Raw genomic sequence first — 25,139 nt, 5'->3', positions numbered from 1 at the left:
AAAGAGGAAAACGCTATGCCAAACATTGTCTTATGCCGCATTGATGAGCGCCTGATCCACGGACAGGTGGGCGTGCAGTGGGTGGGGTTTGCGGGGGCAAACCTGGTGCTGGTGGCAAATGACGAGGTTGCAGACGATCCGGTTCAACAAAACCTGATGGAAATGGTGCTCGCGGAAGGCATCGCCGTGCGTTTCTGGTCTCTGCAAAAGGTCATCGACAACATTCATCGCGCCGCCGACCGCCAGAAAATTCTGCTGGTCTGCAAATCACCGGCTGATTTTTTAACGCTGGTAGAGGGCGGCGTGCCCATCACCCGTATCAACGTCGGAAATATGCATTATGCCAGTGGCAAACAGCAAATTGCCAAAACGGTATCTGTAGACGCGAACGATATCGCCGCGTTTAACGGCCTGAAGGCGGCCGGCGTGGAATGCTTCGTTCAGGGCGTTCCAACAGAGACTGCTTTGGATCTCTTTAAACTGCTCTGAGGGATTCACAATGGAAATCAGTCTGTTGCAGGCTTTCGCGCTCGGGCTTCTCGCCTTTATCGCGGGCCTGGATATGTTTAACGGCTTAACACACATGCACCGCCCGGTGGTGCTCGGGCCGCTGGTTGGCCTGATACTGGGCGACCTGCACACCGGTATTCTGACCGGCGGTACGTTAGAACTGGTCTGGATGGGTCTTGCGCCGCTGGCGGGCGCGCAGCCACCGAACGTGATTATCGGCACCATCGTTGGCACCACGTTTGCCATCACCACGGGCGTGAAGCCGGATGTCGCCGTTGGGGTCGCCGTACCGTTTGCCGTGGCGGTTCAGATGGGGATCACGTTCCTCTTCTCCGTGATGTCCGGCGTAATGTCCCGCTGCGATCGCATGGCGGCCAACGCGGACACCGACGGCATTGAGCGAGTCAACTATCTGGCACTGCTGGCGCTCGGCGTTTTTTATTTCCTGTGCGCATTTCTGCCCATCTACTTTGGGGCCGAACACGCGAAAACCGCCATTGCTATTCTGCCGGAGCGTCTGATCGACGGTCTCGGCGTCGCGGGCGGCATCATGCCAGCGATCGGCTTCGCCGTGCTGCTGAAGATCATGATGAAAAACGTTTACATCCCTTACTTCATTATCGGTTTTGTCGCCGCGGCCTGGCTGAAGCTTCCGGTGCTGGCGATTGCGGCGGCTGCGCTGGCGATGGCGCTGATCGACCTGCTGCGTAAGTCGCCTGAACCGACGACGCCTGCGGCCCAGAAAGAGGAATTTGAAGATGGCATCTAATCACACCACCCTGCCGGGCGCGTCCGTCAGTGAAGAGACGCTGCTGAGCGGCGTGAATGAAAACGTCTATGAAGACCAGACCATTGGCGCGGAGCTGACCAAAAAAGACATTAACCGCGTGGCCTGGCGCTCCATGCTGTTACAGGCCTCGTTCAACTACGAGCGTATGCAGGCCTCCGGCTGGCTGTACGGGCTGCTGCCCGCGCTGAAAAAGATCCACACCAATAAACGGGACCTGGCGCGCGCCATGAAGGGCCATATGGGCTTCTTCAACACCCATCCGTTCCTGGTGACCTTTGTTATCGGCATTATTCTGGCGATGGAACGATCAAAGCAGGACGTGAACAGCATTCAGAGCACGAAAATTGCCGTCGGCGCGCCGCTCGGGGGCATTGGTGACGCCATGTTCTGGCTCACCCTGCTGCCGATTTGCGGGGGGATTGGCGCCAGCCTGGCGCTACAGGGCTCAATTCTTGGCGCCGTGGTCTTTATCGTGCTGTTTAACGTGGTGCATCTCGGCCTACGTTTTGGTCTGGCGCACTATGCCTACCGAATGGGTGTCGCCGCGATCCCGCTGATCAAGGCCAACACCAAAAAGGTTGGCCATGCTGCGTCCATTGTCGGGATGACGGTAATTGGTGCGCTGGTGGCAACCTATGTGCGCCTGAATACCACACTCGAGATTAAAGCCGGGGATGCGGTCGTCAAACTGCAAACCGACGTGATCGACAAGCTGATGCCTGCGTTTTTGCCGCTGGTCTACACCCTGACCATGTTCTGGCTGGTACGCCGTGGCTGGAGCCCGCTGCGCCTGATTGGTATCACCGTGGTGCTGGGCGTTGTCGGTAAATTCTGTCACTTCCTGTAAAAGCAAAGAGGTTGCGATGTTAGGCATTATTTTGACGGGTCACGGCGGCTTTGCCAGCGGGCTTGAGCAGGCGATGAAGCAGATCCTCGGCGAACAGCCGCAGTTTATCGCCATCGATTTTCCGGAAAGTTCCACCACTGCGCGGCTGACCGCGCAGCTTGAGCAGGCAGTGACTGAACTGGATGCAGAGCACGATATTGTGTTTCTCACCGATCTTCTCGGCGGGACGCCGTTTCGTGTGGCCTCTACCCTCGCGATGCAGCGGCCCGGCAGCGAAGTGATCGCCGGCACTAACCTCCAGCTTTTGCTGGAGATGGTGCTGGATCGCGACGGATTAAGCAGCGAAGCGTTTCGTTTGCAGGCGCTGGAGTGCGGCCATCGCGGCCTGACCAGCCTGGTGGATGAGCTAGCCCGCTGTCGCGATGAAGTGCCCGCCGGGGAAGGGATATGAGCCAGGTGCTGCGCGCGCGTCGTCTGCTTACCGGGCAGGGCTGGCTGGATGACCACCAGCTGCGTATCGAAAGAGGCGTCATCACCGCCATCGAGCCGATACCGGCAGGGGTTAACGTCCGCGAGGCGGACCAGCTTTGCCCGGCATATATCGATATCCATGTCCACGGCGGCGCGGGAGTGGACGTGATGGATGATGCACCCGACGTGCTGGACCGGTTAGCCATGCATAAAGCACGTGAAGGTGTGGGGGCGTTTTTACCCACCACCGTCACCGCTCCGCTGGAGGCGATCCATGGCGCGTTAAGGCGTATTGCCCGACGCTGTCATGCCGGTGGTCCCGGCGCGCAGGTTCTGGGAAGTTATCTGGAAGGCCCGTACTTTACGCCGCAGAACAAAGGGGCGCATCCGCCAGAACTGTTTCGCGCACTGGATCTTGCGGAACTTGATGCGCTGATTGCGGTTTCGCAGAATACGCTGCGGGTTGTGGCGCTGGCCCCGGAAAAAGCGCACGCCCTGAAGGCGATCCATCACCTCAGTCAGAAAGGGATATGCGTCATGCTGGGCCACAGCGCCGCTACATACGCGCAGACCCTTGCCGCATTTGACGCAGGCGCAGCCGGGCTGGTGCACTGCTACAACGGCATGACGGGGTTACACCACCGGGAGCCCGGCATGGTTGGCGCCGGGCTGACGGACCCACGCGCGTGGCTGGAGCTGATTGCCGACGGTCACCACGTTCATCCTGGAGCCATGCGGCTGTGTTGCTGCTGTGCGAAGGATCGCACGGTGCTGATTACCGATGCCATGCAGGCGGCGGGGATGCCCGACGGGCGCTATACGCTGTGTGGGGAAAATGTCGAGATGCTGGGCGGCGTTGTCCGCACGGCCTCCGGCGGGCTGGCGGGCAGCACGCTTGCGCTGGATGCCGCCGTGCGCCATATGGTGGAGCATACGGGGGTTCCCGCAGAAGACGCTATTCATATGGCCTCGCTGCATCCCGCCCGCCTGCTCGGTATGGACCACCTGCTGGGATCGTTAGCGCCAGGCAAACGCGCCAACATTATTGCGCTGGACGCAGGTTTACACCTCCGGCAGATCTGGCTTCAGGGTCAGGCGCTTTCGCTATAGCCCTTTCACAGTCTGCTCAGTTGGCCTTACGGAACCCGATCGTAAGGCTTTCTTTTCCTTTCCTTAATTTTCACCTTTCCTTTCGCGATCACACTTTTCGTTTTATTTCTTTTTCGACATTGAACTTTCGATTTCTTTTCTATAGATTTTCTTTAACTGCTTAAATGAACAAGTGAAACGAAACGAAAGATAGCGACACGTTTGCCAGCGTCTGATGTGGAATTCACACGACTAAGGACTGAGTTATGCCACAAACCACTACCGCCACCACCGGCACCTGGACCGAAAAAGAGATCCGCCAGCAGCCAGCCAGCTGGCTTCGCTCGCTCAGCAATATCGATAACCTGCGCGCGTCGATCGACGGTTTTCTGGCGCCACTGTTGCGCAAGCCCGATCTGCGGATCGTTCTGACCGGTGCGGGCACGTCCGCTTTTATCGGTGACATCATTGCGCCATGGCTTGCCAGCCGCACAGGGAAAAACATTACCGCGCTCCCTACGACCGATCTGGTCACCAATCCGATGGATTATTTCAGCCCTGCGCACCCGCTGCTGCTGGTCTCTTTTGCCCGTTCCGGCAACAGCCCGGAAAGCGTCGCCGCCGTTGAGCTGGCGAACCAGTTTGTGCCGGAGTGCTACCACCTGTCGATCACCTGTAATGAAGCGGGCAGCCTGTACCAGAATGCCGTCGACAGCGATAACGCCTGCGCTCTGCTCATGCCGGCTGAAACGCACGATCGCGGGTTCGCGATGACAAGCAGCATTACCACCATGATGGCGAGCTGCCTGGCGGTATTCGCACCGGAAACGATCAACAGTAAAACGTTCCGTGACGTATCCGATCGCTGTCAGGCGATCCTCACGTCGCTCGGCGATTTCAGCCATGGCGTTTTTGGTAACGAACCGTGGAAGCGCATCGTTTATCTGGGCAGCGGCGGATTACAGGGCGCCGCGCGGGAATCTGCGCTGAAGGTGCTGGAGCTGACCGCCGGCAAGCTGGCGGCATTCTACGATTCGCCAGCGGGTTTTCGTCACGGGCCTAAGTCGCTGGTAGACAACGAAACGCTGGTTGTCGTGTTTGTCTCCAGCCATCCGTATACGCGTCGGTACGATCTGGATCTGCTCGCCGAGCTGCGTCGCGATCGTCAGGCCATGCGCGTGGTAGCCATTGCAGCCGAAACGGATCCGGTCATTGAAGCGGGCCCGCATATCCTGCTGCCGCCTTCCCGTGCGTTTAACGATATGGAGCAGGCGTTCTGCTTCCTGATGTACGCCCAGGTCTTTGCACTCACCCAGTCCCTGCACGTTGGCAATACGCCGGATACGCCGTCCGCCAGCGGTACGGTTAACCGTGTGGTCCAGGGCGTTGTTATTCATCCGTGGCAGGCTTAAGAGGACAGGCTCATGAGCATTATTTCTACCAAATACCTTTTGCAGGATGCGCAGGCGAAGGGCTATGCCGTTCCGGCCTTTAACATCCACAACGCCGAGACGATCCAGGCGATCCTCGAAGTCTGTAGCGAAATGCGCTCGCCGGTGATCCTCGCGGGTACGCCGGGTACGTTTAAACATATTGCGCTGGAAGAGATTTACGCCTTGTGCAGCGCCTATTCCCTCACTTATGGCATGCCGCTGGCGCTCCATCTCGATCACCACGAATCGCTGGACGACATTCGCCGCAAAGTCCATGCCGGCGTACGCAGCGCAATGATCGACGGCAGCCATTACCCGTTCGAACAAAACGTGAAGCTGGTGAAATCGGTCGTCGATTTCTGCCACCTCAACGACTGTAGCGTCGAGGCCGAGCTGGGACGACTGGGCGGGGTGGAAGATGACATGAGCGTCGACGCCGAAAGCGCGTTTCTGACCGACCCGCAGGAAGCGAAACGCTTTGTCGAGCTGACAGGGGTGGACAGCCTCGCCGTTGCCATCGGCACCGCACACGGCCTCTATACCAAACGGCCAAAAATTGACTTCCAGCGGCTGGCCGAGATCCGCGAGGCGGTGACGTTGCCCCTGGTGCTGCACGGCGCGAGCGATGTGCCGGATGAGGACGTGCGCCGCACCATTGAGCTGGGCGTCTGCAAAGTGAACGTTGCAACAGAACTGAAAATCGCCTTCTCCGACGCCGTCAAAGCCTGGTTTGCCGAAAACCCGCAGGGCAACGATCCGCGCTTCTACATGCGCGTCGGCATGGATGCCATGAAGGAGGTGGTCAGAAGCAAAATCACCGTTTGCGGCTCGGCAAACCGACTGCTGCTTGCGGCTGAAGCCTGATCCCATCGCGCATTACATCAATACCTAAAAAATAACTATAAGCCTCGCAAATATGAAGGCGCGTCCTTAAGCCGGACAGCGCCTTCCATTATCCTAAAAAATCCGAGGAGTCCCTACATGACACAGGAAAAGTCGTTTAAATCGAAAGCGTGGGCGTTTTTCCAGGGCCTGGGAAAGACCTTTATGTTCCCGGTGTCCCTGCTTGCCTTTATGGGGCTGCTGCTGGGTATTGGCAGTTCCGTTACCAGCCCCTCCACCATCAAAAGTTTTCCTTTTCTGGCCGGTGAGTTAACGCAGCTTACCTTTGGTTTTATCGCCATGGTCGGCGGGTTTGCCTTTACCTACCTGCCGCTGATGTTTGCCATGGCGATCCCGATGGGCCTTGCCAAACGCAATAAAGCGGTAGGCGCTTTTGCCGGATTCGTTGGCTACATGCTGATGAACATGAGCATCAACTATTACCTGACCGCCACCCACCAGCTTGCCGATGCCGCCACCATGAGACAGGTGGGACAATCCATCGTGCTGGGCATTCAAACGCTGGAGATGGGCGTGCTGGGCGGCATTGTGGTGGGGGTCATCACCTACTTCCTCCACGAACGTTTTCAGGACACGGTGCTGCACGACGCCTTTGCCTTCTTTAGCGGCATTCGTTTTGTCCCGATTATTACTGCCCTCACCCTGTCGCTGGTCGGTTTGTTCATCCCCCTGCTCTGGGAATATGTGGCGATGGGCATTGCCGGAATTGGTCATATTATCCAGAGCGCCAGCGTTTTTGGGCCGTTCCTGTATGGCGTGGGCGTGCTGCTGCTCAAGCCATTTGGCCTGCACCACATTCTGCTGGCGATGGTGCGCTTCACCCCGGCGGGCGGCGTTGAGATGGTCAACGGTCATGAGGTGGCCGGTGCGCTGAATATTTTCTACGCCGAGCTGAAGGCCGGCCTGCCGTTTAGCCCGCACGTTACGGCATTTTTATCGCAAGGTTTTATGCCGACCTTTATCTTCGGCCTGCCTGCCGTGGCCTATGCCATCTACCGCACCGCGCGCCCGGAGAACCGTCCGGTGATTAAAGGGTTGCTGCTTTCCGGCGTGCTGGTTTCGGTGGTCACCGGCATTTCGGAGCCGATTGAATTCCTGTTCCTGTTTATCGCCCCTGTGCTTTATGCCTTCCATATCGTTATGTCGGGCCTGGCGCTGCTGGTGATGGCGCTGCTCGGCGTCACCATCGGCAACACCGACGGCGGCATTCTGGACCTGCTGATCTTCGGCGTCATGCAGGGAACGTCGACCAAGTGGTATCTGCTGTTCCCGGTGGGTATTGCCTGGTTTGCTATCTACTTCTTCGTCTTTCGCTGGTACATCCTCAAACACGATATTAAAACGCCGGGCCGTGAGGTTGACGCGCAGGGTGCGCTCCAGGCGGTGGAAGCCAATACCCGGGCACGTGGAAAATCGAAATACGATCATGGACTTATTCTTCGTGCGCTTGGCGGCAAAGAGAATATTGAGTCGCTCGACAACTGCATTACCCGCTTGCGTCTGGTAGTGAAAGATATGGGGCTTATCGACCAGCAGGCGCTGAAGGCCGCGGGCGCCCTGTCCGTCGTGGTGCTTGATGCCCACAGCGTTCAGGTGATCATCGGCCCGCAGGTGCAGAGCGTCAAAACCGGCATTGAAGCCTTAATTTAACAGGGGGTCGTTGTGTTTGATTTCGACAGGATCATTGAGCGTAAAAGCGATAAGTGCCGTAAATGGGATCATGCGTTTGTGTGCTCGCGTTTCGGTGATGTCCCGGAGGGGTTTATCCCGCTGTGGATAGCAGATATGGACTTCACCTCGCCACCCGCCGTGACTGAAGGCTTTCAGCGCATCGTGGAGCATGGCACCTTCGGTTATACCTGGTGCTTCGACGAATTCTACGATGCGGTCATCGCCTTCCAGCGCATCCGTCATCAGGTTGAGGTGGAGAGGTCATGGATCACCCTGACCTACGGCACCGTGTCCACGCTGCACTATACGGTTCAGGCGTTCTGCACACCCGGCGACTGCGTGATGATGAACACCCCGGTGTACGATCCGTTTGCCATGGCGACGCAGCGACAGGGAGTGCAAGTACTCGCTAACCCGCTGCGCGTGGAAGATAACCGCTACCAGCTTGATTTTAACCTGACCGAAGCGCTGCTCAGAACGCACCGGCCCGCGCTGTGGTTCTTCTGCTCGCCGCATAACCCCTCCGGCAGGATCTGGCGCGCGGATGAGATCCGCCATGTCTCCGAACTCTGCAAACGCTACGGCACCATTCTGGTGGTAGATGAGGTGCACGCGGAACATATTCTCGACGGCACGTTCGTGAGCTGTTTGACCTCCGGCTGCGCCGCGCAGGATAACCTGATTGTGCTGACCTCCCCGAATAAAGCGTTCAACCTGGGGGGGCTGAAAACATCCTACTCGATGATTCCAGACGATTCGCTGCGCCAGCGCTTCCGTCAGCAGCTTGAGAAGAACTCCATTACCTCGCCAAATATCTTCAGCGTGTGGGGGATTATTCTGGCCTATCAGCACGGCCTGCCGTGGCTCGACGCGCTGAACGGTTATCTGTGCGGCAATGCCCGCTACCTGGCGGATGCCATTCAGACCCACTTCCCGGCGTGGAAGATGATGAACCCGGAGTCGTCGTATCTCGCCTGGGTAGACGTCAGCGCGGACGATCGCAGCGCGACGGCGCTCACCCAACATTTCGCAAAACAGGCTGGCGTGGTCATTGAAGACGGCAGCCACTACGTCCAGAACGGCGAAAACTACCTGCGGATTAACTTCGGCACCCAGCGCTACTGGCTGGAGCAGTCCATCAACCGAATGCTGAAGCATTACTGATAAGGATCTTACCCGATGAAAAAAGTGCTCACACTCTCGCTGCTGGCGCTTTGCGTGTCCCACGGCGCGGCGGCAGTGAACTACGCGCTCAGCAACGACGCTATTGCCCTCTCGTTTGATGATGCAAACGCAGCGGCCGTGGTGAAGGACAGCAGGGCTAACCATCCGCTCGCGCCGCAGGAGCTGTTTTTTCTGACGCTGCCGGATGAAACAAAAATCCATACCGCTGATTTTAAAATCAAGCACGTCGAAAAGCAGGACAACGCGATTGTCGTCGATTTTACGCATCCGGATTTTAACGTGACGGTGAAGCTGAATCTGGTGAAAGGGAAATATGCCAGCATCGACTACACCGTTGCCGCAGTCGGCCAGCCGCGGGACGTGGCGAAAATCACCTTCTTCCCGACGAAAAAGCAGTCTCAGGCGCCTTACGTTGACGGGGCGATCAACAGCTCGCCAATCGTGGCCGATTCGTTCTTCATTCTGCCAGACAAACCGATTGTAAATACTTACGCTTATGAAGCCACCACGAACCTCAACGTCGAGCTGAAAACGCCTATTCAGCCTGAAACGCCGGTCAGCTACACCACATATTTCGGCACCTTCCCGGAAACCAGCCAACTGCGCCGCAGCGTGAACCAGTTTATTGATGCCGTGCGTCCGCGGCCGTACAAGCCTTATCTGCACTACAACAGCTGGATGGACATCGGCTTCTTTACCCCTTACTCCGAACAGGATGTGCTGGGGCGGATGGACGAATGGAACAAGGAATTTATCGCCGGGCGCGGCGTAGCGCTGGACGCGTTCCTGCTGGACGATGGCTGGGACGATCGCACCGGACGGTGGCTGTTTGGCCCGGCATTCAGCAACGGTTTCGGCAAGGTCAGGGAGAAAGCCGACAGCCTGCACAGCTCGGTTGGGCTGTGGCTATCACCGTGGGGCGGCTACAACAAGCCGCGCGATATTCGCGTCTCGCATGCAAAAGAGTATGGATTTGAAACCGTAGACGGGAAGCTGGCGCTGTCAGGGCCGAACTACTTTAAAAACTTTAACGATCGGATCATCAAGCTGATCGAAAACGAGCACATTACCTCGTTTAAGCTCGACGGCATGGGCAACGCCAACTCGCATATCAAGGGGAGCCCGTTTGCCTCGGATTTCGACGCGTCAATCGCCCTGCTGCATAACATGCGTAGCGCCAACCCAAACCTGTTTATCAACCTGACAACCGGCACCGACGCCAGCCCGTCCTGGCTGTTCTACGCTGACGCGATCTGGCGTCAGGGCGACGATATCAACCTGTACGGCCCCGGCACGCCGGTGCAGCAGTGGATGACCTACCGCGATGCCGAAACCTGGCGATCCATCGTGCGCAAAGGTCCGCTGTTCCCGCTGAACTCGCTGATGTATCACGGAATTGTCAGCGCCGAAAATGCGTATTACGGTCTGGAGAAGGTGCAAACGGACAGCGATTTTGCCGACCAGGTGTGGAGCTATTTCGCAACCGGTACCCAGTTGCAGGAACTGTACATCACGCCATCCATGCTCAACAAGGCGAAGTGGGATACGCTGGCGCAAGCCGCAAAATGGTCGCGTGAGAATGCCAGCGTGCTGGTGGACACTCACTGGATCGGCGGTGACCCGACTGCGCTTCAGGTTTACGGCTGGGCTTCCTGGAGCAAAGACAAAGCGATTTTTGGCTTACGCAATCCTTCGGATAAGCCGCAACGTTACTACCTGGATTTAACGAAAGATTTTGAGATCCCGACAGGCGATGCTTCGCAGTTCACCCTGAAAGCCGTGTACGGCAGTAATTCAACCGTACCGGAGGAGTATAAAAACGCCGTGGTAATTACGCTGCAACCGCTGGAGACGCTGGTGTTTGAGGCGATGCCTGGGGAATAAAAAGTGTTCAGCTGGCAGGTTAAGGCATGACCTGCCAGCTTCCCCCTTTCCTTGCCCCCAGTCGTTTTAATTTACCCTTTGTTTGCAAAGAACGGAGGTAACGTTCCGCGGTGCGGGAAGTCACCCCCAATACAGAGGCCAACATCACCGCAGTCATTTGCGGTTGAACGGTAAGCAGCTCAAGGATAGTGTTTTCCTTTTCCGACATTTCTTCCGACATTTTTTCCGACATGACGGATGTCATATCGATGCCTTCCCGCAAAGCTTCGGCCAAATTTTGTAACATAAACGCCACGAATGCCGTGCAATCACTGGCCCGATCGCATTGTCCTAAAATCTGGTAATAGCGTGATTGCTGGAAGTGAATGAGTGTTTCAACGGGCAGCCATGCAAGTTCTGCACGCCACTGGCTTAAGATCAACGTTTGCCACAGCCGCCCCATGCGGCCATTTCCATCCGAAAAGGGATGAATAAATTCAAACTCGTAGTGGAATACCGAGCTGGCAATCAACGGGTGAAGATCGGTCTGCTTAAGCCAGGAAAGAAGATCGTCGATACGGCGGTTCATTTGTGACGCTGGCGGGGCCATGTGGACTAACTGGTTTCCACGGTACACGCCTACGTCCCCATTTCTGAGCTTTCCGGGGTGATCGACCAGACCCATCATCAATAATCGGTGTGCACTGAGTAAGTCGTTGAGCTTCCAGGGCTTCCATTCGGTCAATTTCTCATATGCCAGGATAGCATTGCGTACTTCCTGAATATCTTTTTCAGGTGCAAGCACGCGTTTGCCATCCATGATTGCCGTCACCTGTCCGGTCGTTAATGAGTTATGTTCGATGGCCAGGGAAGCCTGAATAGTGCGTATCCTGTTCTCTTTGCGCAGTAAGGGGGATGTTCTGCCTGAATGAGCCGCCCAGTGCCCCAATAGTTCACCAATCTCAACAACCTGATTAATAATAAATGGCGTGATAGTAAATGGCGGCTGATAGCGGCTCATGTCACTTACTCCCCCTGCTGCTCCAGCGCATATTTATACAGCGCATTTTTCTTCACGCCGTGGATCTCTGCCGCCAGCGCAGCCGCTTTTTTCAGAGGAAGTTCAGCCTGTAGCAGGGCCAGCGTACGCAGCGCATCGGCAGGCAGGGCGTCTTCCTGCGCTTTATGCCCTTCGACAATCAGCACCATTTCGCCCTTGCGGCGGTTTTCATCCTCTTTCACCCACGCCAGCAGCTCACCGACCGGCGCACCGTGAATGGTTTCCCACGTTTTGGTCAGCTCGCGCGCCAGCACCACGTAGCGCCCTTCGCCCCAGACGGTCGCCATATCTTCCAGGCTTTCCAGCAGGCGGTGAGTGGATTCGTAGAAAATCAGGGTACGCGGTTCGGCTTCCAGATCCTTTAACACGTCGCGGCGGCCTTTGGATTTGGCGGGCAGGAAACCTTCGTAGCAGAAACGATCGGACGGCAGACCCGCCGCGCTTAATGCGGCAATAGCAGCACACGGCCCCGGCAGCGGCACCACGCGTATCCCGGCTTCACGGCAGGTGCGCACCAGATGGTAACCCGGATCGTTAATCAGCGGCGTACCCGCATCAGAAACCAGGGCGATGTTCTGCCCTTCCTTAAGCTTCGCCACCAGCGTTTCAGCTTTTTGTTGCTCATTGTGATCGTGCAGGGCAAACAAACGGGCGTTAATGGCAAAGTGTTGCAGCAGTAAACCGGTATGACGGGTGTCTTCAGCAGCAATTAAATCAACAGCTTGCAATACAGTGAGTGCACGTTGGGTAATATCAGACAAATTCCCGATAGGAGTAGGTACAATATAAAGCTGGCCTTGAGAATTATCTGCCGTTTCGTGTTGTTTCATTGTCTCGTCCGTATTGCCGATTTAATATTGAGCATTGCGTAAAAAAAATCACTGGATACAGTATGGTACCGTTAACGTTTCTTCGAAAAAAAGCCGCGCACAGCGTGCCCCTCCTGCTGGCAGCCCTGATCTTTACAGGCTGCGGCACCCAGGCACCCGACCAGAGCACTGCTCATATGCAGGGATCCGCTCAGGCTGATTCTGGCTTTTATCTGCAACAAATGTCGCAGAGTACAAATGATACCAGGATCAACTGGCAATTACTCGCCATTCGTGCACTGCTGAAGGAAGGCAAAACCCAGCAGGCCGCCGAGCTTTTCAGCCAGCTGCCGAAGGAGCTTAACGACGAGCAGCGTCGTGAGCAGACCCTGCTGTCGGCTGAACTGAAGGTCGCGCAGAAAGATGACGACGGCGCGAAGAAGATCCTCGGCACCATCGATCTAAGCACCCTGGATAAAAATCAGCAGGCCCGTTTCTGGCAGGCCGGTATCACCGCTGAGCAGGGTCGCCCTTCCCTGACGCTACTCCGCGCGCTGATTGCCCAGGAGCCACTGCTCGCGGGTGCGGACAAGCAGAAAAATATTGACGCCACGTGGCAGGCGCTCGCCTCCATGACCCAGGATCAGGCCAGGGCGCTGGTGATTAATGCCGATGAAAATATCCTGCAAGGCTGGCTGGATTTGCAACAGATGTGGTTCAACAACCGCAGCGATCCGGACATGCTGAAAGCCGGTATTACTGACTGGCAAAAGCGCTACCCGCAAAACCCGGGGGCGAAAATGCTGCCAACGCAGCTGGTGAACGTGCAAAACTTTAAGCCCGCCTCCACCAGCAAAATTGCCCTGCTGCTGCCGCTAAACGGCCAGGCAGCGGTGTTTGGACGCGCCATTCAGCAGGGTTTTGAAGCCGCCAAAAACGGCACCACCGCCGTCAGCGGCAGCGCGGTTCCGGCACAGGCTGCACAGGCGGCAAACGTGAATGACGTTGTCAGCCCGTCGGCTGCTGAAACCGCAGACCTGACCACCGCGCAAACCCCTGCGCAGGGCACCATGCAGAACCCGGTCACCGCCCCGACGACGCCAGCCGCTGCCCCAGCGCCTGCTGCGACGCAGGCACCGGCTGAAACTCAGGTGCCCGCCACGGCAGAACAGCCTCAGCCGCAAGCCGCGCAGCCGGAACAGCAGCCAGCAGCAGCCCAGCAGGCAGTGGCAACCACCAGCGCTAACCCTGGCGCAGAACTGAAAATTTACGACACCAGCGCCCAGCCGCTCGATCAGGTGCTGGCGCAGGTTCAGCAGGACGGGGCCAGCATCGTTGTCGGCCCGCTGTTGAAAAACAACGTAGAAGCGCTGATGAAGAGCAACACCACGCTGAACGTGCTGGCGCTTAACCAGCCTGAGCAGGTACAGAACCGCGCTAACATCTGTTACTTCGCGCTCTCTCCCGAGGATGAGGCCCGCGATGCGGCGCGTCATATTCACGAGCAGGGTAAACAGGCGCCGCTGCTGCTGATCCCGCGCAGCGCGCTGGGCGACCGCGTCGCCAACGCGTTTGCGCAGGAGTGGCAGAGCCTGGGCGGTGGCGTGGTGTTGCAGCAGAAATTTGGCTCCGCGTCCGAACTGAGAGCGGGCGTGAACGGCGGTGCAGGTATTGCTCTTAACGGTAGCCCGGTCTCCGCCAGCCTGCCGCAGCAGCAGAGCGTCACCATCGGCGACCTGACCATCCCGGCGCCACCTACCGACGCGCAGATCAGCGGCGGCGGTAAGGTGGATTCGGCGTATATCGTCGCGACGCCGGAAGAGATCGCCTTTATCAAACCGATGATCGCCATGCGTAACGGCAGCCAGAGCGGCGCAACGCTCTACGCCAGCTCGCGCAGCGCGCAGGGTACCGCAGGCCCGGATTTCCGTCTGGAAATGGATGGGCTGCAATACAGCGAAATCCCTATGCTGGCAGGCAGTAACCCGCAGCTGATGCAGCAAGCGCTGGGCGCGGTGCGCAATGATTATTCTCTGGCGCGTCTGTACGCAATGGGCGTCGATGCCTGGGCGCTGGCAAACCACTTTACCCAGATGCGTCAGGTACCTGGCTTTGAGCTTAACGGTAATACCGGCGATCTGACCGCCAATCAGGATTGTGTGATTAACAGGAAGTTATCATGGCTCAAATACCAGCAGGGGCAGATCGTCCCGGCCAGTTAAGCCGTAAGCAGACCGGCGACGCGTGGGAGTTAAAAGCGCGCCGCTGGCTCGAAGGCAAAGGACTGCGTTTTGTCGCCGCCAACGTCCGCGGGCGCGGCGGCGAGATTGACCTGATCATGAAAGACGGTCAAACCATCGTGTTTGTTGAAGTACGCTACCGACAGTCGTCCCGTTTTGGCGGTGCTGCCGCCAGCGTGACGCTCGCCAAACAACAAAAATTATTACAGACTGCCCACTTGTGGCTTGCCCGCCATAATGGGAGTTTTGATACTGTGGATTGCCGTTTCGATGTGGTAGCCTTCACCGGAAATGCGATCGACTGGCTTAAAAACGCGTTTGGCGAAGACGCATAAATAAGATTTTAAAGGGATACCGTGCTCGAACGAATTAAAGTGTGCTTCACAGAAAGCATTCAAACGCAGATTGCCGCGGCGGAAGCCCTTCCGGACGCGATCTCTCGGGCAGCGATGACGCTGGTTCAGTCACTGCTCAACGGCAACAAAATCCTCTGTTGTGGCAATGGCACGTCCGCCGCCAACGCACAGCATTTTGCTGCCAGCATGATCAATCGCTTCGAAACCGAGCGCCCAAGCTTACCTGCCATTGCACTAAACACCGATAACGTGGTCTTAACTGCGATTGCCAACGATCGTCTGCATGACGAAATTTACGCCAAGCAGGTGCGCGCCTTAGGCCACGCCGGAGACGTGCTGCTGGCAATCTCCACGCGCGGTAACAGCCGGGATATCGTTAAGGCGGTTGAAGCGGCAGTCACCCGGGACATGACGATTGTTGCCCTGACCGGCTACGACGGCGGTGAGCTGGCTGGCCTGCTGGGGCCGCAGGATGTGGAGATCCGCATTCCTTCGCATCGTAGCGCCCGCATCCAGGAGATGCATATGCTCACGGTGAACTGCTTATGCGATCTGATCGATAACACGCTTTTCCCTCACCAGGATGATTAAGGAGTTCTCATGAAGGTTTTATCGGCCCTTGCAGTCGTAATGTCTGCATTACTGCTTCAGGGATGCATCGCTGCCGCTGTCGTCGGTACCGCAGCGGTCGGCACCAAAGCAGCGACCGATCCGCGTACCGTTGGGACGCAGGTGGATGACGGTACGCTTGAGCTGCGCGTGAACAGTGCGCTGTCGAAAGACGAACAGATCAAGAAGGAAGCACGCATCAACGTAACGGCCTATCAGGGCAAAGTGCTGCTGGCAGGACAGGCGCCAAACCCTGAACTCGCCTCCCGCGCCAAGCAGATCGCGATGGGCGTAGAAGGGACGGCGGAAGTGTTTAACGAGATCCGCCAGGGCCAGCCGATTGGCCTCGGTACCGCGTCATCTGATACCTGGATCACCACCAAGGTGCGTTCCCAGCTGTTGGGTACTGACCAGGTGAAATCCTCAAACGTGAAGGTGACCACGGAGAACGGCGAAGTGTTCCTGCTGGGTCTGGTGACGGAACGTGAAGGGAAAGCGGCAGCGGATATCGCCAGCCGGGTGAGCGGCGTGAAGCACGTCACCACCGCCTTTACCTACATCAAGTAATTCCCGCCTGGCAGTAGGCCCGGTAAGCGCTAGCGCCACCGGGCTTTCTTTCACACAAGCGCCATACTCCCCACAATCACGCCGCTTAACGCCACCAGCCCCGCCGTCAGCCACAGCGCTTTCGCCGGGAATGACTTACGCAGCATGATAAGCGACGGCAGGCTTACCGCCGGAAGCGTGATGAGCAGCGCCAGCGCCGGGGCGGTTCCCATGCCGGCCATCATCATGGTCTGAATGATCGGGATTTCCGCCGCGGTGGGGATCACGAACAGGCATCCGGCCACCGCCATCGCAATCACCCACATCAGCGTGTTGTCGATAGCGCCATCCGCATGCGGGAACAGCCAGACGCGCGCCGCTCCCAGTACCAGCACGGCCAGGATATAGACCGGGATAGTGCTCCAGAAAAGCTGCCACAGCGCTTTGCCCCAGCGAGCAAAAAAATTGCCCTGCGGCTCGCTGACATCCAGCTCAACGGAAGAAGGCCCGGCCTCGTTGTCTTTCACCAGGTGCTGCACCAGCGTAGCGACAAGCACCACCGTCAGCAGGCCAGCCGCCAGGCGGATAAACGCGAAGTGCCAGCCGAGAACGAAGCCCATAAACACCAGCGTCGCCGGGTTCAGCAAAGGGTTACCCATCCAGAAAGCAAGCGCGCCGCCCATCGACACACGCTGACGGCGCATACCCGCCGTCACGGGTGCAGCGCAGCAGGAGCACATCATGCCCGGCAGGGAGAAAATCGTTCCCAGCAGCGTGCCCTGCAAGCGCGGCTGCCCTAAAGTTTTCACCAGCCAGTTGCGCGGGATGAGTACCTGAATCAACGAGCCCAGCAGCACGCCCAATACCGCCGCTTTCCAGACGGCAAGAAAATAGACCATTGCGTAATCCCACGCCGCGCGTAGCGGGCTGGAATCGGCCTGCGCGAGAATCGATTTACCGATGCTGTGGGTGTCGGCGGCGGTGAAGGCTTTGCCGTAGTACGGCTGCCATTTCACATACCAGAGGCCAATGATGACCACGAGAAAGAAAAGCGCGGGCTTCCACCACTGAACGGGTGTTGCCGCCTGAGATGAAGACTGACCAGTCATACCATTCCCCGGAAGGTGTTATTTAATAAGCCGGGGAAGTTTACGCCTCGCCCTGCGCGATTTCACGCAGTTTTGCCGAAGGGATAATATTAACCCCCTCCTGCGACGGAGCCAGCGCCTCTTTCAGCATCGCCAGCGCAACGTCCCGCGCTTCGATAGACTTCCAGTTGCCCGGCAGAATGCGAAACAGCGGCGCGAAAAATGACTCGTTAAAACGCCGTTCGTCGCGGTGGCCCATCAGCATGGAAGGCCGGACAATCGTCAGGCGCTCCCACTTCTGCGCAATCAGCGCCTCTTCCATTTTGCCCTTCACCTTGTTGTAGAAAAACGGCGAGCCGGCGTTTGCCCCGTGGGCGCTGACCACGAGGAAATGCTTTGCACCCAGCTTTTTCGCCGTCAGGGCGGTATCCACCACCAGCGTGTAATCCGCATGGACGAACGCTTCTTTTGTGCCCGCTTCACGTCGGGTGGTGCCAAGGCAGCAAAAAGCGATATCAATGGGATCCTGCACCTGCGCCAGCGCGTCGGTGAGCTGCGGATCGTGCGGGTTATAGACGCCAGAGATGTCCAACAGCGGGCGGCGCGTCGGGGCGGCAATATAGTTGATATGCCGATCCTGGATCAGCAGCCGCAGCAGATGTCCACCCACCAGCCCGGTTGCGCCGGTAATCAGTACCTGACTCATCTTATCCCCTTTACAGAATTGTCCGTTTGCGATCTGGGCCTGCTCTACCACACTTAAAAGTCTGTTACCGGTAAGTATTTACCACAAACGGGAAAAAAACAGTCTGAAGCGAAAACAACGGAGGAAGCATGGGTAAAAAAATCGCAGTCTTGATTACCGACGAGTTTGAAGATTCAGAATTTACGTCGCCAGCAGAGGCATTCCGCAAGGCAGGCCACGAGGTCATCACCATTGAGAAAGAAGCGGGTAAAACCGTGAAGGGCCACAAGGGCGAAGCCAGCGTGACCATCGACGAGTCCATCGATAACGTCAGCCCGTCAGATTTCGACGCCCTGCTGTTACCGGGCGGCCATTCACCGGATTCCCTGCGCGGGGACGAGCGTTTCGTCACCTTTACCCGTGACTTCGTCGGCACCGGCAAGCCGGTCTTTGCCATCTGCCACGGCCCGCAGCTGCTGATCAGCGCGGAGGTGGTGCGCGGGCGTAAGCTCACCGCGGTGAAGCCGATCGTTATCGATCTGAAAAACGCCGGCGCCGAGTTTTACGATCAGGAAGTGGTTAACGACAATGACCAGCTGATCACCAGCCGTACGCCGGACGATCTTCCGGCGTTTAACCGCGAAGCGCTACGCCTGCTCGGCGCGTAGCCAGTGAAGCTTCTTGCCAAAGCCCAGGGTATTGTCGGTAAATTTCAGCTCATCAAGGCGGATTTCCCACACCGGGGCTTTTAGCGCAGCGGCAACCGGGAAGCGGCGCGTGTAGCGTTTACGCTGCGCGTCGCTTTCTTCACCTTCCAGGCGACGAATTTCGCCTTTGAACTGCACCCCGCGGATCAGCGCAACGGTTTTGGGCTGGCCGTTGACCGTGCCCGCCACTTTCGCCTGTTGGCCCGTCATCCGGGCATGCCGCGTTTTATCTTCGCTCATCACGTAAAAGGCCACGCGCTCAGGATCGTAGTAATAGAACGCGTTCGCGCACCACATCTCCTCGTCCTTACAGACGCACCAGGTCACGACGTGCTGCTTTGCCAGCCAGCGGTTAATGACGTCCAGTGTTTCCATTTTCGCTCTCTCTCATGCTATGGTGCGTTCACCTTAACATACTGAATCCGTTTACCGTGTGCTGGTTTCTCTATCTTGTCCGAACCGCTGATAACGCTCTCTACACCGGGATCACTACCGACGTGGCGCGGCGTTTTTTGCAGCATCAAACGGGAAAAGGGGCGAAAGCCCTGCGGGGGAAAGGGGAATTGCAGCTGGCTTTTTCAGCCCCTGTCGGCGAGAGATCCCTCGCGCTCAGGCTGGAGTACCGCATTAAGCAGCTGACGAAGCGCCAGAAAGAGCGCCTCGTTACCGGAGACGGCTCTTTTGAGGCGCTGCGCGAGAGCCTGATTAAAAGCGATTGAAGTGGTCGTGGTATTCCACCAGACCGTTCACGCCGTCCAGCGCATCGTCCGCCAGAGGATGCACCAGGAACGACGCTTCCGTGCCCGGCCAGTGGCAGCGCAGATCGTATTTAGACGCAGGCTCAAAACCTAAACGTTCGTAGAAGGCCGGATCGCCCAGAACGACGGCGGCGGCATAGCCAAATTCATTCAGTGAATCCAGCCCTTCATAGACCAGCTGGCGCGCCAGACCCTGACCACGGTAGTTTTCGTCCACCGCCAGCGGCGCCATGCCGACCCACTGTAGCTCTTCGCCCTGCACAATCACCGGACTGAACGCCACGTAGCCAACCACCTGCCCCTCATCGTCGGTGGCAACCAGACCCAGCGTAATCAGCCCATCTTCGCGGAGATCGTGTACCAGCTGAGCTTCGGCGTCGCCTGCAAAAGAGCGGCGTAACAACGCATCGATACCCGGCGCATCAATCCCAATTTCGACTCGAATCAGCATGGTTCACCTACAGAAGTGTGTTTACCGTCGGGCGAGGTTTTCAGCCCGGCCTCAACGAAATCTGCCATTTGCATCAGCATCATACGCAGCGCTTTCGGCATCTGCTCCAGCTCAATGGCATCCATTAAATTCTTCACGTACAGACCGAGCTCCGTGTCGCCTTCAATCACCAGACGACGCTGGAAGAACAGCGTATCAGGATCCTGCTTGCGCGCGGCGATCATCAGCAGATCGCTGGCATCCGCGCTGAAGCTGACATCCGCCTCGGCGGATTCACGTACGATCAGCCGATCGTTCTCAACGGACGTAAACCAGCGCAACCCGATATCGCGCACTTCAATCTTTAACCAGCGGCCTTCCAGAAATTCCAGCTCGCCGTCCTGTAGTGCCTGGCGGAACTGCCAGCTCAGCACCTGTTCCAGCACCTGGCGCTTAAGCGCGAATGGCGCCAGCTTGACCGGCACGCTTAGCATTGATGGGCCAAATTGTACGAGACGTGAACGCAGTTTATCCAGCACGAGCTTTACTCCCTGATAGCGATAATCCTGCTATTTTGCCATATCCCGGCAAGAAGATAGCGGCGTAAATCAACAAACCGTTGTCCGGTATACCTCATTATTGGTGCCATCAATACGCCATTAACTGCCTTAAATCAAAAATTGTCGCGTATGGGTTAATTAAAATCCCAGCTCGTTAACATTTTTTACGATCCCTGCGATCGACAACATCGGGATAAATTATGGAGCTGCTCTGCCCTGCCGGAAACCTTCCGGCGCTTAAGGCGGCCATCGAAAATGGGGCCGATGCGGTCTATATCGGGCTGAAGGATGATACCAACGCCCGCCATTTTGCGGGTCTTAACTTTACGGAGAAAAAGCTTCAGGAAGCCGTCAACTTCGTTCACCAGCACCGCCGTAAGCTGCACATCGCCATCAATACCTTTGCCCATCCTGATGGCTATGCCCGCTGGCAGCGCGCCGTGGATATGGCAGCCCAGCTGGGCGCCGACGCGCTGATCCTGGCCGACCTCGCCATGCTTGAGTATGCGGCAGAACGCTATCCGCATATTGAGCGCCATGTCTCTGTTCAGGCATCGGCCACAAATGAAGAGGCCGTGCGTTTTTATCATCAACACTTTGACGTGGCCCGCGTGGTGCTGCCGCGTGTGCTCTCTATTCATCAGGTTAAGCAGCTGGCGCGCGTCACGCCAGTACCGCTGGAGGTTTTTGCCTTCGGCAGCCTGTGCATCATGGCGGAAGGACGCTGCTATCTTTCTTCCTATCTCACCGGGGAATCGCCTAATACCGTCGGCGCCTGCTCACCTGCCCGCTTCGTTCGCTGGCAGCAGACGCCGCAGGGTCTGGAGTCGCGCCTGAACGATGTGTTAATCGACCGCTATCAGGACGGTGAAAACGCGGGCTACCCGACGCTGTGCAAAGGTCGCTACCTGGTGGACGGCGAACGCTACCACGCGCTGGAAGAGCCCACCAGCCTCAACACGCTGGAGCTGCTGCCGGAACTGCTGGCCGCCAATATTGCCTCGGTGAAAATCGAAGGCCGCCAGCGTAGCCCGGCCTACGTGAGCCAGGTGGCGAAGGTGTGGCGTCAGGCCATCGACCGCTGCATGGCAGACCCGCAGAACTACGCACCCCAGGCGGCCTGGATGGAGACACTCGGCGCAATGTCCGAAGGCACGCAAACCACGCTCGGCGCGTATCACCGTAAATGGCAGTGAGATACCCATGAAATATTCATTAGGGCCGGTGCTTTACTACTGGCCAAAAGAGACGCTGGAAGATTTTTACCAGCAGGCGGCTAACAGCAGCGCCGATGTGATTTACCTCGGTGAAGCGGTGTGCAGCAAGCGCCGCGCCACCAAAGTGGGCGACTGGCTGGAGATGGCGAAAAGCCTCGCCGGCAGCGGCAAGCAGGTGGTGCTCTCAACGCTGGCGTTGGTACAGGCGTCCTCTGAACTGGGCGAGCTGAAACGCTACGTGGAGAACGGCGAGTTTCTGCTGGAGGCGAGCGACCTGGGCGTGGTGAACATGTGCGCCGAACGTAAGCTGCCGTTTGTCGCCGGGCATGCGCTGAACTGCTATAACGCGGTGACCCTGCGCCTGCTGCTCAAGCAGGGAATGACCCGCTGGTGTATGCCGGTGGAGCTCTCCCGCGACTGGCTGGCTAACCTGCTCACTCAGTGTGAAGAACTGGGCATTCGCAACAAGTTTGAAGTGGAAGTGCTGAGCTACGGCCACCTGCCTCTGGCCTACTCTGCACGCTGCTTCACCGCGCGCTCGGAAGATCGTCCAAAAGACGAATGCGAGACCTGCTGTATTAAGTACCCGAACGGGCGCAGCATGCTGTCGCAGGAGAACCAGCAGGTGTTTGTTCTGAACGGCATTCAGACCATGAGCGGTTACGTCTATAACCTCGGCAACGAGCTGGCGTCGATGGACGGACTGGTGGACGTGGTGCGCCTTTCGCCGCTCGATACCGGCGTGTTCGCGATGCTGGATGCCTTCCGCGCCAATGAAAACGGCGCGTCGCCGCTGCCGCTTGTGGCAAACAGCGACTGTAATGGCTACTGGAAACGCCTCGCCGGTCTGGAGCTTCAGGCGTAAAAAAGGCTCACTTTGTTAACAACGGTTAGTAAACTTTAATGCAGTATTAAAGATTCACCGTCGACAAAGTGAGCTGTTATGACTGTTAAAACCTTTCCGTTTTCGGTGCTGGATCTGGCGCCGATCCCGCAAGGCTCCTCAGCAAGAGAAGCCTTCTCGCACTCTCTCGAGCTCGCTCAGCTGGCCGAAAAGCGGGGCTATCACCGCTACTGGCTGGCGGAGCACCACAACATGGTCGGCATCGCCAGCGCCGCTACATCGGTGCTGATTGGCTATCTGGCAGCGAATACCACCACTCTGCACCTCGGCTCCGGTGGCGTGATGCTGCCGAACCACGCCCCGCTGGTGATAGCCGAGCAGTTCGGGACGCTGAACACCCTCTATCCAGGCCGTATTGATCTAGGGCTTGGCCGCGCGCCGGGCAGCGACCAGCCAACCATGCGCGCCCTGCGTCGCCACATGAGCGGCGATATCGATAACTTCCCGCGCGACGTGGCGGAGCTGGTGGACTGGTTCGACGCACGGGATCCGAACCCGCACGTGCGTCCGGTGCCGGGCTACGGGGAAAAGATCCCCGTGTGGCTGTTAGGGTCAAGCCTGTACAGCGCGCAGCTCGCCGCCCAGCTGGGGCTGCCGTTCGCCTTCGCTTCCCACTTCGCACCGGATATGCTGCATCAGGCGCTGCATCTCTACCGCACGAATTTCAAACCGTCTGAACGTCTGGAGAAGCCGTACGCGATGGTGTGTATCAATATCATTGCCGCCGACAGCAATCGCGACGCGGAATTCCTGTTTACCTCTATGCAGCAGGCGTTTGTGAAGCTGCGCCGCGGCGAGACGGGCCAGTTGCCGCCGCCGGTGGAAAATATGCATCAGCTGTGGTCGGCCTCCGAGCAGTATGGCGTGCAGCAGGCGCTGAGCATGTCGCTGGTGGGTGATAAGGCAAAAGTGCGTCACGGGCTGGAAGCAGTGCTTCGGGAAACGCAGGCGGATGAGATTATGGTTAACGGCCAGATTTTCGATCACCAGGCGCGTTTGCATTCCTTTGACCTGGCGATGCAGGTGAAAGAAGAATTGGTGGGATAGTTTTTTGCCGGATGGCGGCTTCGCCTTATCCGGCCTACGCCATCCCTGTAGGCCCGGTAAGCGTAGCGCCACCGGGCTTTGTGTTTACTGGTACACAGGCAACAGGTTAAAGCTCGACAGCACGTGCACCACCGCGTTACCCACCCCAAAGACCAGGATCAGCGCAATCATCGGTTTACCGCCCCAGACGCGGAATTTCGGGCTGCCGAAGCGTTTACGTGATTTACGTGCCAGCAGCGCCGGCACAATCGCCGCCCAGATGGTGGCCGCCAGTCCGGCATAGCCGATGGCATACAGGAAACCGTTCGGCCACAGCAGGCCGCCGACTATCGGTGGCAGGAAGGTCAGCAGCGCGGTTTTGAAGCGCCCCATAGCAGAATCATCAAAGCCAAACAGATCCGCCAGGTAGTCAAACAGGCCCAGCGTCACGCCGAGGAATGAGCTCGCCACGGCAAAGTTGGAGAAGACCACCAGCAGCAGATCCAGGCTGCGGCTGTTCAGTACGCCGCTCAGGGCCTGTACCAGCACGTCGATATTACCGCCCTTCTGCGCAATGCCGATAAATTCCGGACGCGGGATGTTGCCCATCGTCCCCAGCAGCCAAATCACGTACAGCCCCAGCGCCAGCAGCGTGCCGTAAATCAGGCATTTCACGATTGTGTGCGGATCTTTGCCGTAGTACTTCATCAGGCTCGGCACGTTGCCGTGGTAGCCGAACGACGCCAGACAGAACGGCAGGGTCATCAGCAGATACGGCGTGTAGGAGGTGTTCACTTCCGCGACGTTAAACAGCGTGGCGGGCGTGACGTGCCCCAGCAGGCTGCCGAAGGTCAGGAAGAAGGTGATGACCTTGGCGCCCAGCACGATCGCCGTCATGCGGCTCACCGCTTTGGTACTCATCCAGACGATAAACGCCACGCCCAGCGCAAAGCACAGCCCGGCCAGACGCGCCGGAACGTTCAGCGACATCTCCGAAAAGGTGTGATGCAAAATCGACCCGCTCGCCGAAATGTACGCATAGGTCAGAATGTAGAGCACAAACGCGATGGACAGCCCGTTCACCAGGTTCCAGCCTTTGCCCAGCAGATCCCGGGTGATGGTGTCAAAGCTGGAGCCGATGCGGTAGTTGAGGTTGGCCTCAAGGATCATTAGCCCGGAATGGAGCATACAGAACCAGGTGAAGACCAGCGCCGCCAGCGACCAGAAAAACCACGCACCGGACATGACCACAGGCAGGGAAAACATCCCGGCACCAATGATGGTTCCGCCGATGATCACCACGCCGCCAAGCAGCGAAGGTGACGTTTGGGTGGTGGTTAGTGTTGCCATACGGCCTTTTCTCCAGTGAAAAATGTGGTTCT

At 57.7% G+C, this 25,139-nt stretch carries 27 protein-coding genes; 19 read left to right on the top strand and 8 right to left on the bottom strand.

All coding sequences use genetic code 11. The features are described from left to right. Window positions 1-15: 15 nt before the first annotated feature. From agaV to A3466_RS14145, 10 genes are all read left to right on the top strand, one after another. On the top strand, window positions 16-489 hold the full coding sequence (gene agaV / locus A3466_RS14190) for a PTS N-acetylgalactosamine transporter subunit IIB (protein ID WP_063451076.1): 474 nt from the start codon (window positions 16-18) through the stop codon (window positions 487-489). 10 nt (window positions 490-499) lie between these two features. Further along, window positions 500-1,279, top strand: a complete 780-nt coding sequence (gene agaW, locus A3466_RS14185) for a PTS N-acetylgalactosamine transporter subunit IIC (RefSeq protein ID WP_063451075.1) — start codon at window positions 500-502, stop codon at window positions 1,277-1,279. Next, complete coding sequence (agaE, locus tag A3466_RS14180) at window positions 1,269-2,147, top strand: PTS N-acetylgalactosamine transporter subunit IID (protein ID WP_063451074.1); 879 nt, start codon at window positions 1,269-1,271, stop codon at window positions 2,145-2,147. Before agaW ends, agaE begins: the two co-directional genes overlap by 11 nt. A 16-nt stretch (window positions 2,148-2,163) precedes the next feature. Continuing rightward, window positions 2,164-2,598: a PTS galactosamine/N-acetylgalactosamine transporter subunit IIA gene (gene agaF / locus A3466_RS14175; protein WP_063451073.1), complete on the top strand. Its 435-nt coding sequence runs from the start codon at window positions 2,164-2,166 to the stop codon at window positions 2,596-2,598. After that, complete coding sequence (nagA, locus tag A3466_RS14170; RefSeq protein WP_063451072.1) at window positions 2,595-3,728, top strand: N-acetylglucosamine-6-phosphate deacetylase; 1,134 nt, start codon at window positions 2,595-2,597, stop codon at window positions 3,726-3,728. The genes agaF and nagA overlap by 4 nt, the downstream gene beginning before the upstream one ends. Window positions 3,729-3,973: 245 nt before the next feature. After that, a complete protein-coding gene (locus tag A3466_RS14165; protein ID WP_063451071.1) occupies window positions 3,974-5,119 on the top strand; it encodes an SIS domain-containing protein in 1,146 nt (381 codons plus the stop codon). A gap of 12 nt (window positions 5,120-5,131) precedes the next feature. Then, window positions 5,132-6,004, top strand: a complete 873-nt coding sequence (gene kbaY / locus A3466_RS14160) for a tagatose-bisphosphate aldolase subunit KbaY (protein ID WP_063451070.1) — start codon at window positions 5,132-5,134, stop codon at window positions 6,002-6,004. A gap of 117 nt (window positions 6,005-6,121) precedes the next feature. Continuing rightward, entirely contained in the window at window positions 6,122-7,693 is a 1,572-nt protein-coding gene (malX, locus tag A3466_RS14155) for a maltose/glucose-specific PTS transporter subunit IIBC (protein ID WP_063451069.1), read from the top strand. 12 nt (window positions 7,694-7,705) lie between these two features. Beyond that, window positions 7,706-8,878 carry a MalY/PatB family protein gene (locus A3466_RS14150; RefSeq protein ID WP_063451068.1) on the top strand — a complete coding sequence of 391 codons (1,173 nt, stop codon included), beginning with the start codon at window positions 7,706-7,708 and terminating at the stop codon, window positions 8,876-8,878. Window positions 8,879-8,893: 15 nt separating this feature from the next. Beyond that, window positions 8,894-10,783 carry a hypothetical protein gene (locus tag A3466_RS14145; protein ID WP_063451067.1) on the top strand — a complete coding sequence of 630 codons (1,890 nt, stop codon included), beginning with the start codon at window positions 8,894-8,896 and terminating at the stop codon, window positions 10,781-10,783. Between the two features lie 19 nt (window positions 10,784-10,802). Here the strand turns inward: A3466_RS14145 and A3466_RS14140 are convergent, their stop codons facing one another. After that, entirely contained in the window at window positions 10,803-11,783 is a 981-nt protein-coding gene (locus tag A3466_RS14140) for a Fic family protein (RefSeq protein ID WP_063451066.1), read from the bottom strand. Between the two features lie 5 nt (window positions 11,784-11,788). Then, entirely contained in the window at window positions 11,789-12,652 is an 864-nt protein-coding gene (gene rsmI, locus A3466_RS14135) for a 16S rRNA (cytidine(1402)-2'-O)-methyltransferase (protein ID WP_063451065.1), read from the bottom strand. Between the two features lie 62 nt (window positions 12,653-12,714). On the opposite strand from rsmI, the gene A3466_RS14130 reads away from it, so the two are divergent. The 4 genes from A3466_RS14130 to dolP are packed head-to-tail and all read left to right on the top strand — an operon-like array spanning window position 12,715 to window position 16,403. Then, complete coding sequence (locus tag A3466_RS14130) at window positions 12,715-14,853, top strand: penicillin-binding protein activator (protein WP_063451064.1); 2,139 nt, start codon at window positions 12,715-12,717, stop codon at window positions 14,851-14,853. After that, window positions 14,811-15,206: a YraN family protein gene (locus tag A3466_RS23200; protein WP_063451063.1), complete on the top strand. Its 396-nt coding sequence runs from the start codon at window positions 14,811-14,813 to the stop codon at window positions 15,204-15,206. Before A3466_RS14130 ends, A3466_RS23200 begins: the two co-directional genes overlap by 43 nt. Window positions 15,207-15,227: 21 nt before the next feature. Beyond that, window positions 15,228-15,818: a DnaA initiator-associating protein DiaA gene (diaA, locus tag A3466_RS23195; protein WP_003861754.1), complete on the top strand. Its 591-nt coding sequence runs from the start codon at window positions 15,228-15,230 to the stop codon at window positions 15,816-15,818. A gap of 9 nt (window positions 15,819-15,827) precedes the next feature. Continuing rightward, window positions 15,828-16,403 carry a division/outer membrane stress-associated lipid-binding lipoprotein gene (gene dolP, locus A3466_RS14115; RefSeq protein ID WP_006812102.1) on the top strand — a complete coding sequence of 192 codons (576 nt, stop codon included), beginning with the start codon at window positions 15,828-15,830 and terminating at the stop codon, window positions 16,401-16,403. Between the two features lie 50 nt (window positions 16,404-16,453). Here dolP and A3466_RS14110 read toward each other — a convergent pair whose 3' ends face one another. Together A3466_RS14110 and A3466_RS14105 are read right to left on the bottom strand one after the other, a co-directional pair. After that, window positions 16,454-17,491 (bottom strand): permease, encoded by a 1,038-nt coding sequence (locus A3466_RS14110; RefSeq protein ID WP_063451062.1) that lies wholly within the window; start codon window positions 17,489-17,491, stop codon window positions 16,454-16,456. 40 nt (window positions 17,492-17,531) lie between these two features. After that, the gene (locus A3466_RS14105) at window positions 17,532-18,176 is read right to left on the bottom strand and encodes an NAD(P)H-binding protein (RefSeq protein WP_063451061.1); all 645 of its coding nucleotides are present in this window, start codon (window positions 18,174-18,176) and stop codon (window positions 17,532-17,534) included. Between the two features lie 128 nt (window positions 18,177-18,304). On the opposite strand from A3466_RS14105, the gene A3466_RS14100 reads away from it, so the two are divergent. Next, a complete protein-coding gene (locus tag A3466_RS14100) occupies window positions 18,305-18,823 on the top strand; it encodes a type 1 glutamine amidotransferase domain-containing protein (RefSeq protein ID WP_028014537.1) in 519 nt (172 codons plus the stop codon). Here A3466_RS14100 and A3466_RS14095 read toward each other — a convergent pair. Beyond that, on the bottom strand, window positions 18,803-19,237 hold the full coding sequence (locus A3466_RS14095) for a YhbP family protein (RefSeq protein ID WP_063451060.1): 435 nt from the start codon (window positions 19,235-19,237) through the stop codon (window positions 18,803-18,805). The genes A3466_RS14100 and A3466_RS14095 overlap by 21 nt on opposite strands. Before the next feature lie 14 nt (window positions 19,238-19,251). On the opposite strand from A3466_RS14095, the gene A3466_RS14090 reads away from it, so the two are divergent. Continuing rightward, on the top strand, window positions 19,252-19,581 hold the full coding sequence (locus tag A3466_RS14090; protein WP_063451059.1) for a GIY-YIG nuclease family protein: 330 nt from the start codon (window positions 19,252-19,254) through the stop codon (window positions 19,579-19,581). Here A3466_RS14090 and A3466_RS14085 read toward each other — a convergent pair. After that, window positions 19,568-20,071: a GNAT family N-acetyltransferase gene (locus tag A3466_RS14085; protein ID WP_063451058.1), complete on the bottom strand. Its 504-nt coding sequence runs from the start codon at window positions 20,069-20,071 to the stop codon at window positions 19,568-19,570. The two genes, A3466_RS14090 and A3466_RS14085, sit on opposite strands and share 14 nt — an antisense overlap. After that, on the bottom strand, window positions 20,065-20,589 hold the full coding sequence (gene ubiT / locus A3466_RS14080; RefSeq protein WP_063451057.1) for a ubiquinone anaerobic biosynthesis accessory factor UbiT: 525 nt from the start codon (window positions 20,587-20,589) through the stop codon (window positions 20,065-20,067). Before ubiT ends, A3466_RS14085 begins: the two co-directional genes overlap by 7 nt. A 221-nt stretch (window positions 20,590-20,810) precedes the next feature. Here ubiT and ubiU point away from each other — a divergent pair, with 221 nt between their 5' ends. The 3 genes from ubiU to A3466_RS14065 all read left to right on the top strand — a co-directional run bounded on the left by ubiU (window position 20,811) and on the right by A3466_RS14065 (window position 23,778). Beyond that, window positions 20,811-21,806, top strand: coding sequence for a ubiquinone anaerobic biosynthesis protein UbiU (gene ubiU / locus A3466_RS14075; protein WP_063451056.1), 996 nt, complete (start codon window positions 20,811-20,813; stop codon window positions 21,804-21,806). A gap of 7 nt (window positions 21,807-21,813) precedes the next feature. Further along, window positions 21,814-22,692, top strand: coding sequence for a U32 family peptidase (locus A3466_RS14070; protein ID WP_063451055.1), 879 nt, complete (start codon window positions 21,814-21,816; stop codon window positions 22,690-22,692). A 78-nt stretch (window positions 22,693-22,770) separates the two neighbouring features. Next, window positions 22,771-23,778, top strand: a complete 1,008-nt coding sequence (locus tag A3466_RS14065) for a luciferase-like monooxygenase (protein WP_063451054.1) — start codon at window positions 22,771-22,773, stop codon at window positions 23,776-23,778. Between the two features lie 84 nt (window positions 23,779-23,862). Here the strand turns inward: A3466_RS14065 and mtr are convergent, their stop codons facing one another. Next, entirely contained in the window at window positions 23,863-25,107 is a 1,245-nt protein-coding gene (gene mtr / locus A3466_RS14060; protein WP_063451053.1) for a tryptophan permease, read from the bottom strand. Between the last annotated feature and the right edge of the window lie 32 nt (window positions 25,108-25,139).

The sequence above is a fragment of the Enterobacter genomosp. S genome (assembly GCF_001631805.1).
GTDB lineage: Bacteria > Pseudomonadota > Gammaproteobacteria > Enterobacterales > Enterobacteriaceae > Enterobacter > Enterobacter quasihormaechei.
This window is presented reverse-complemented; position numbering and strand designations above follow the sequence as displayed.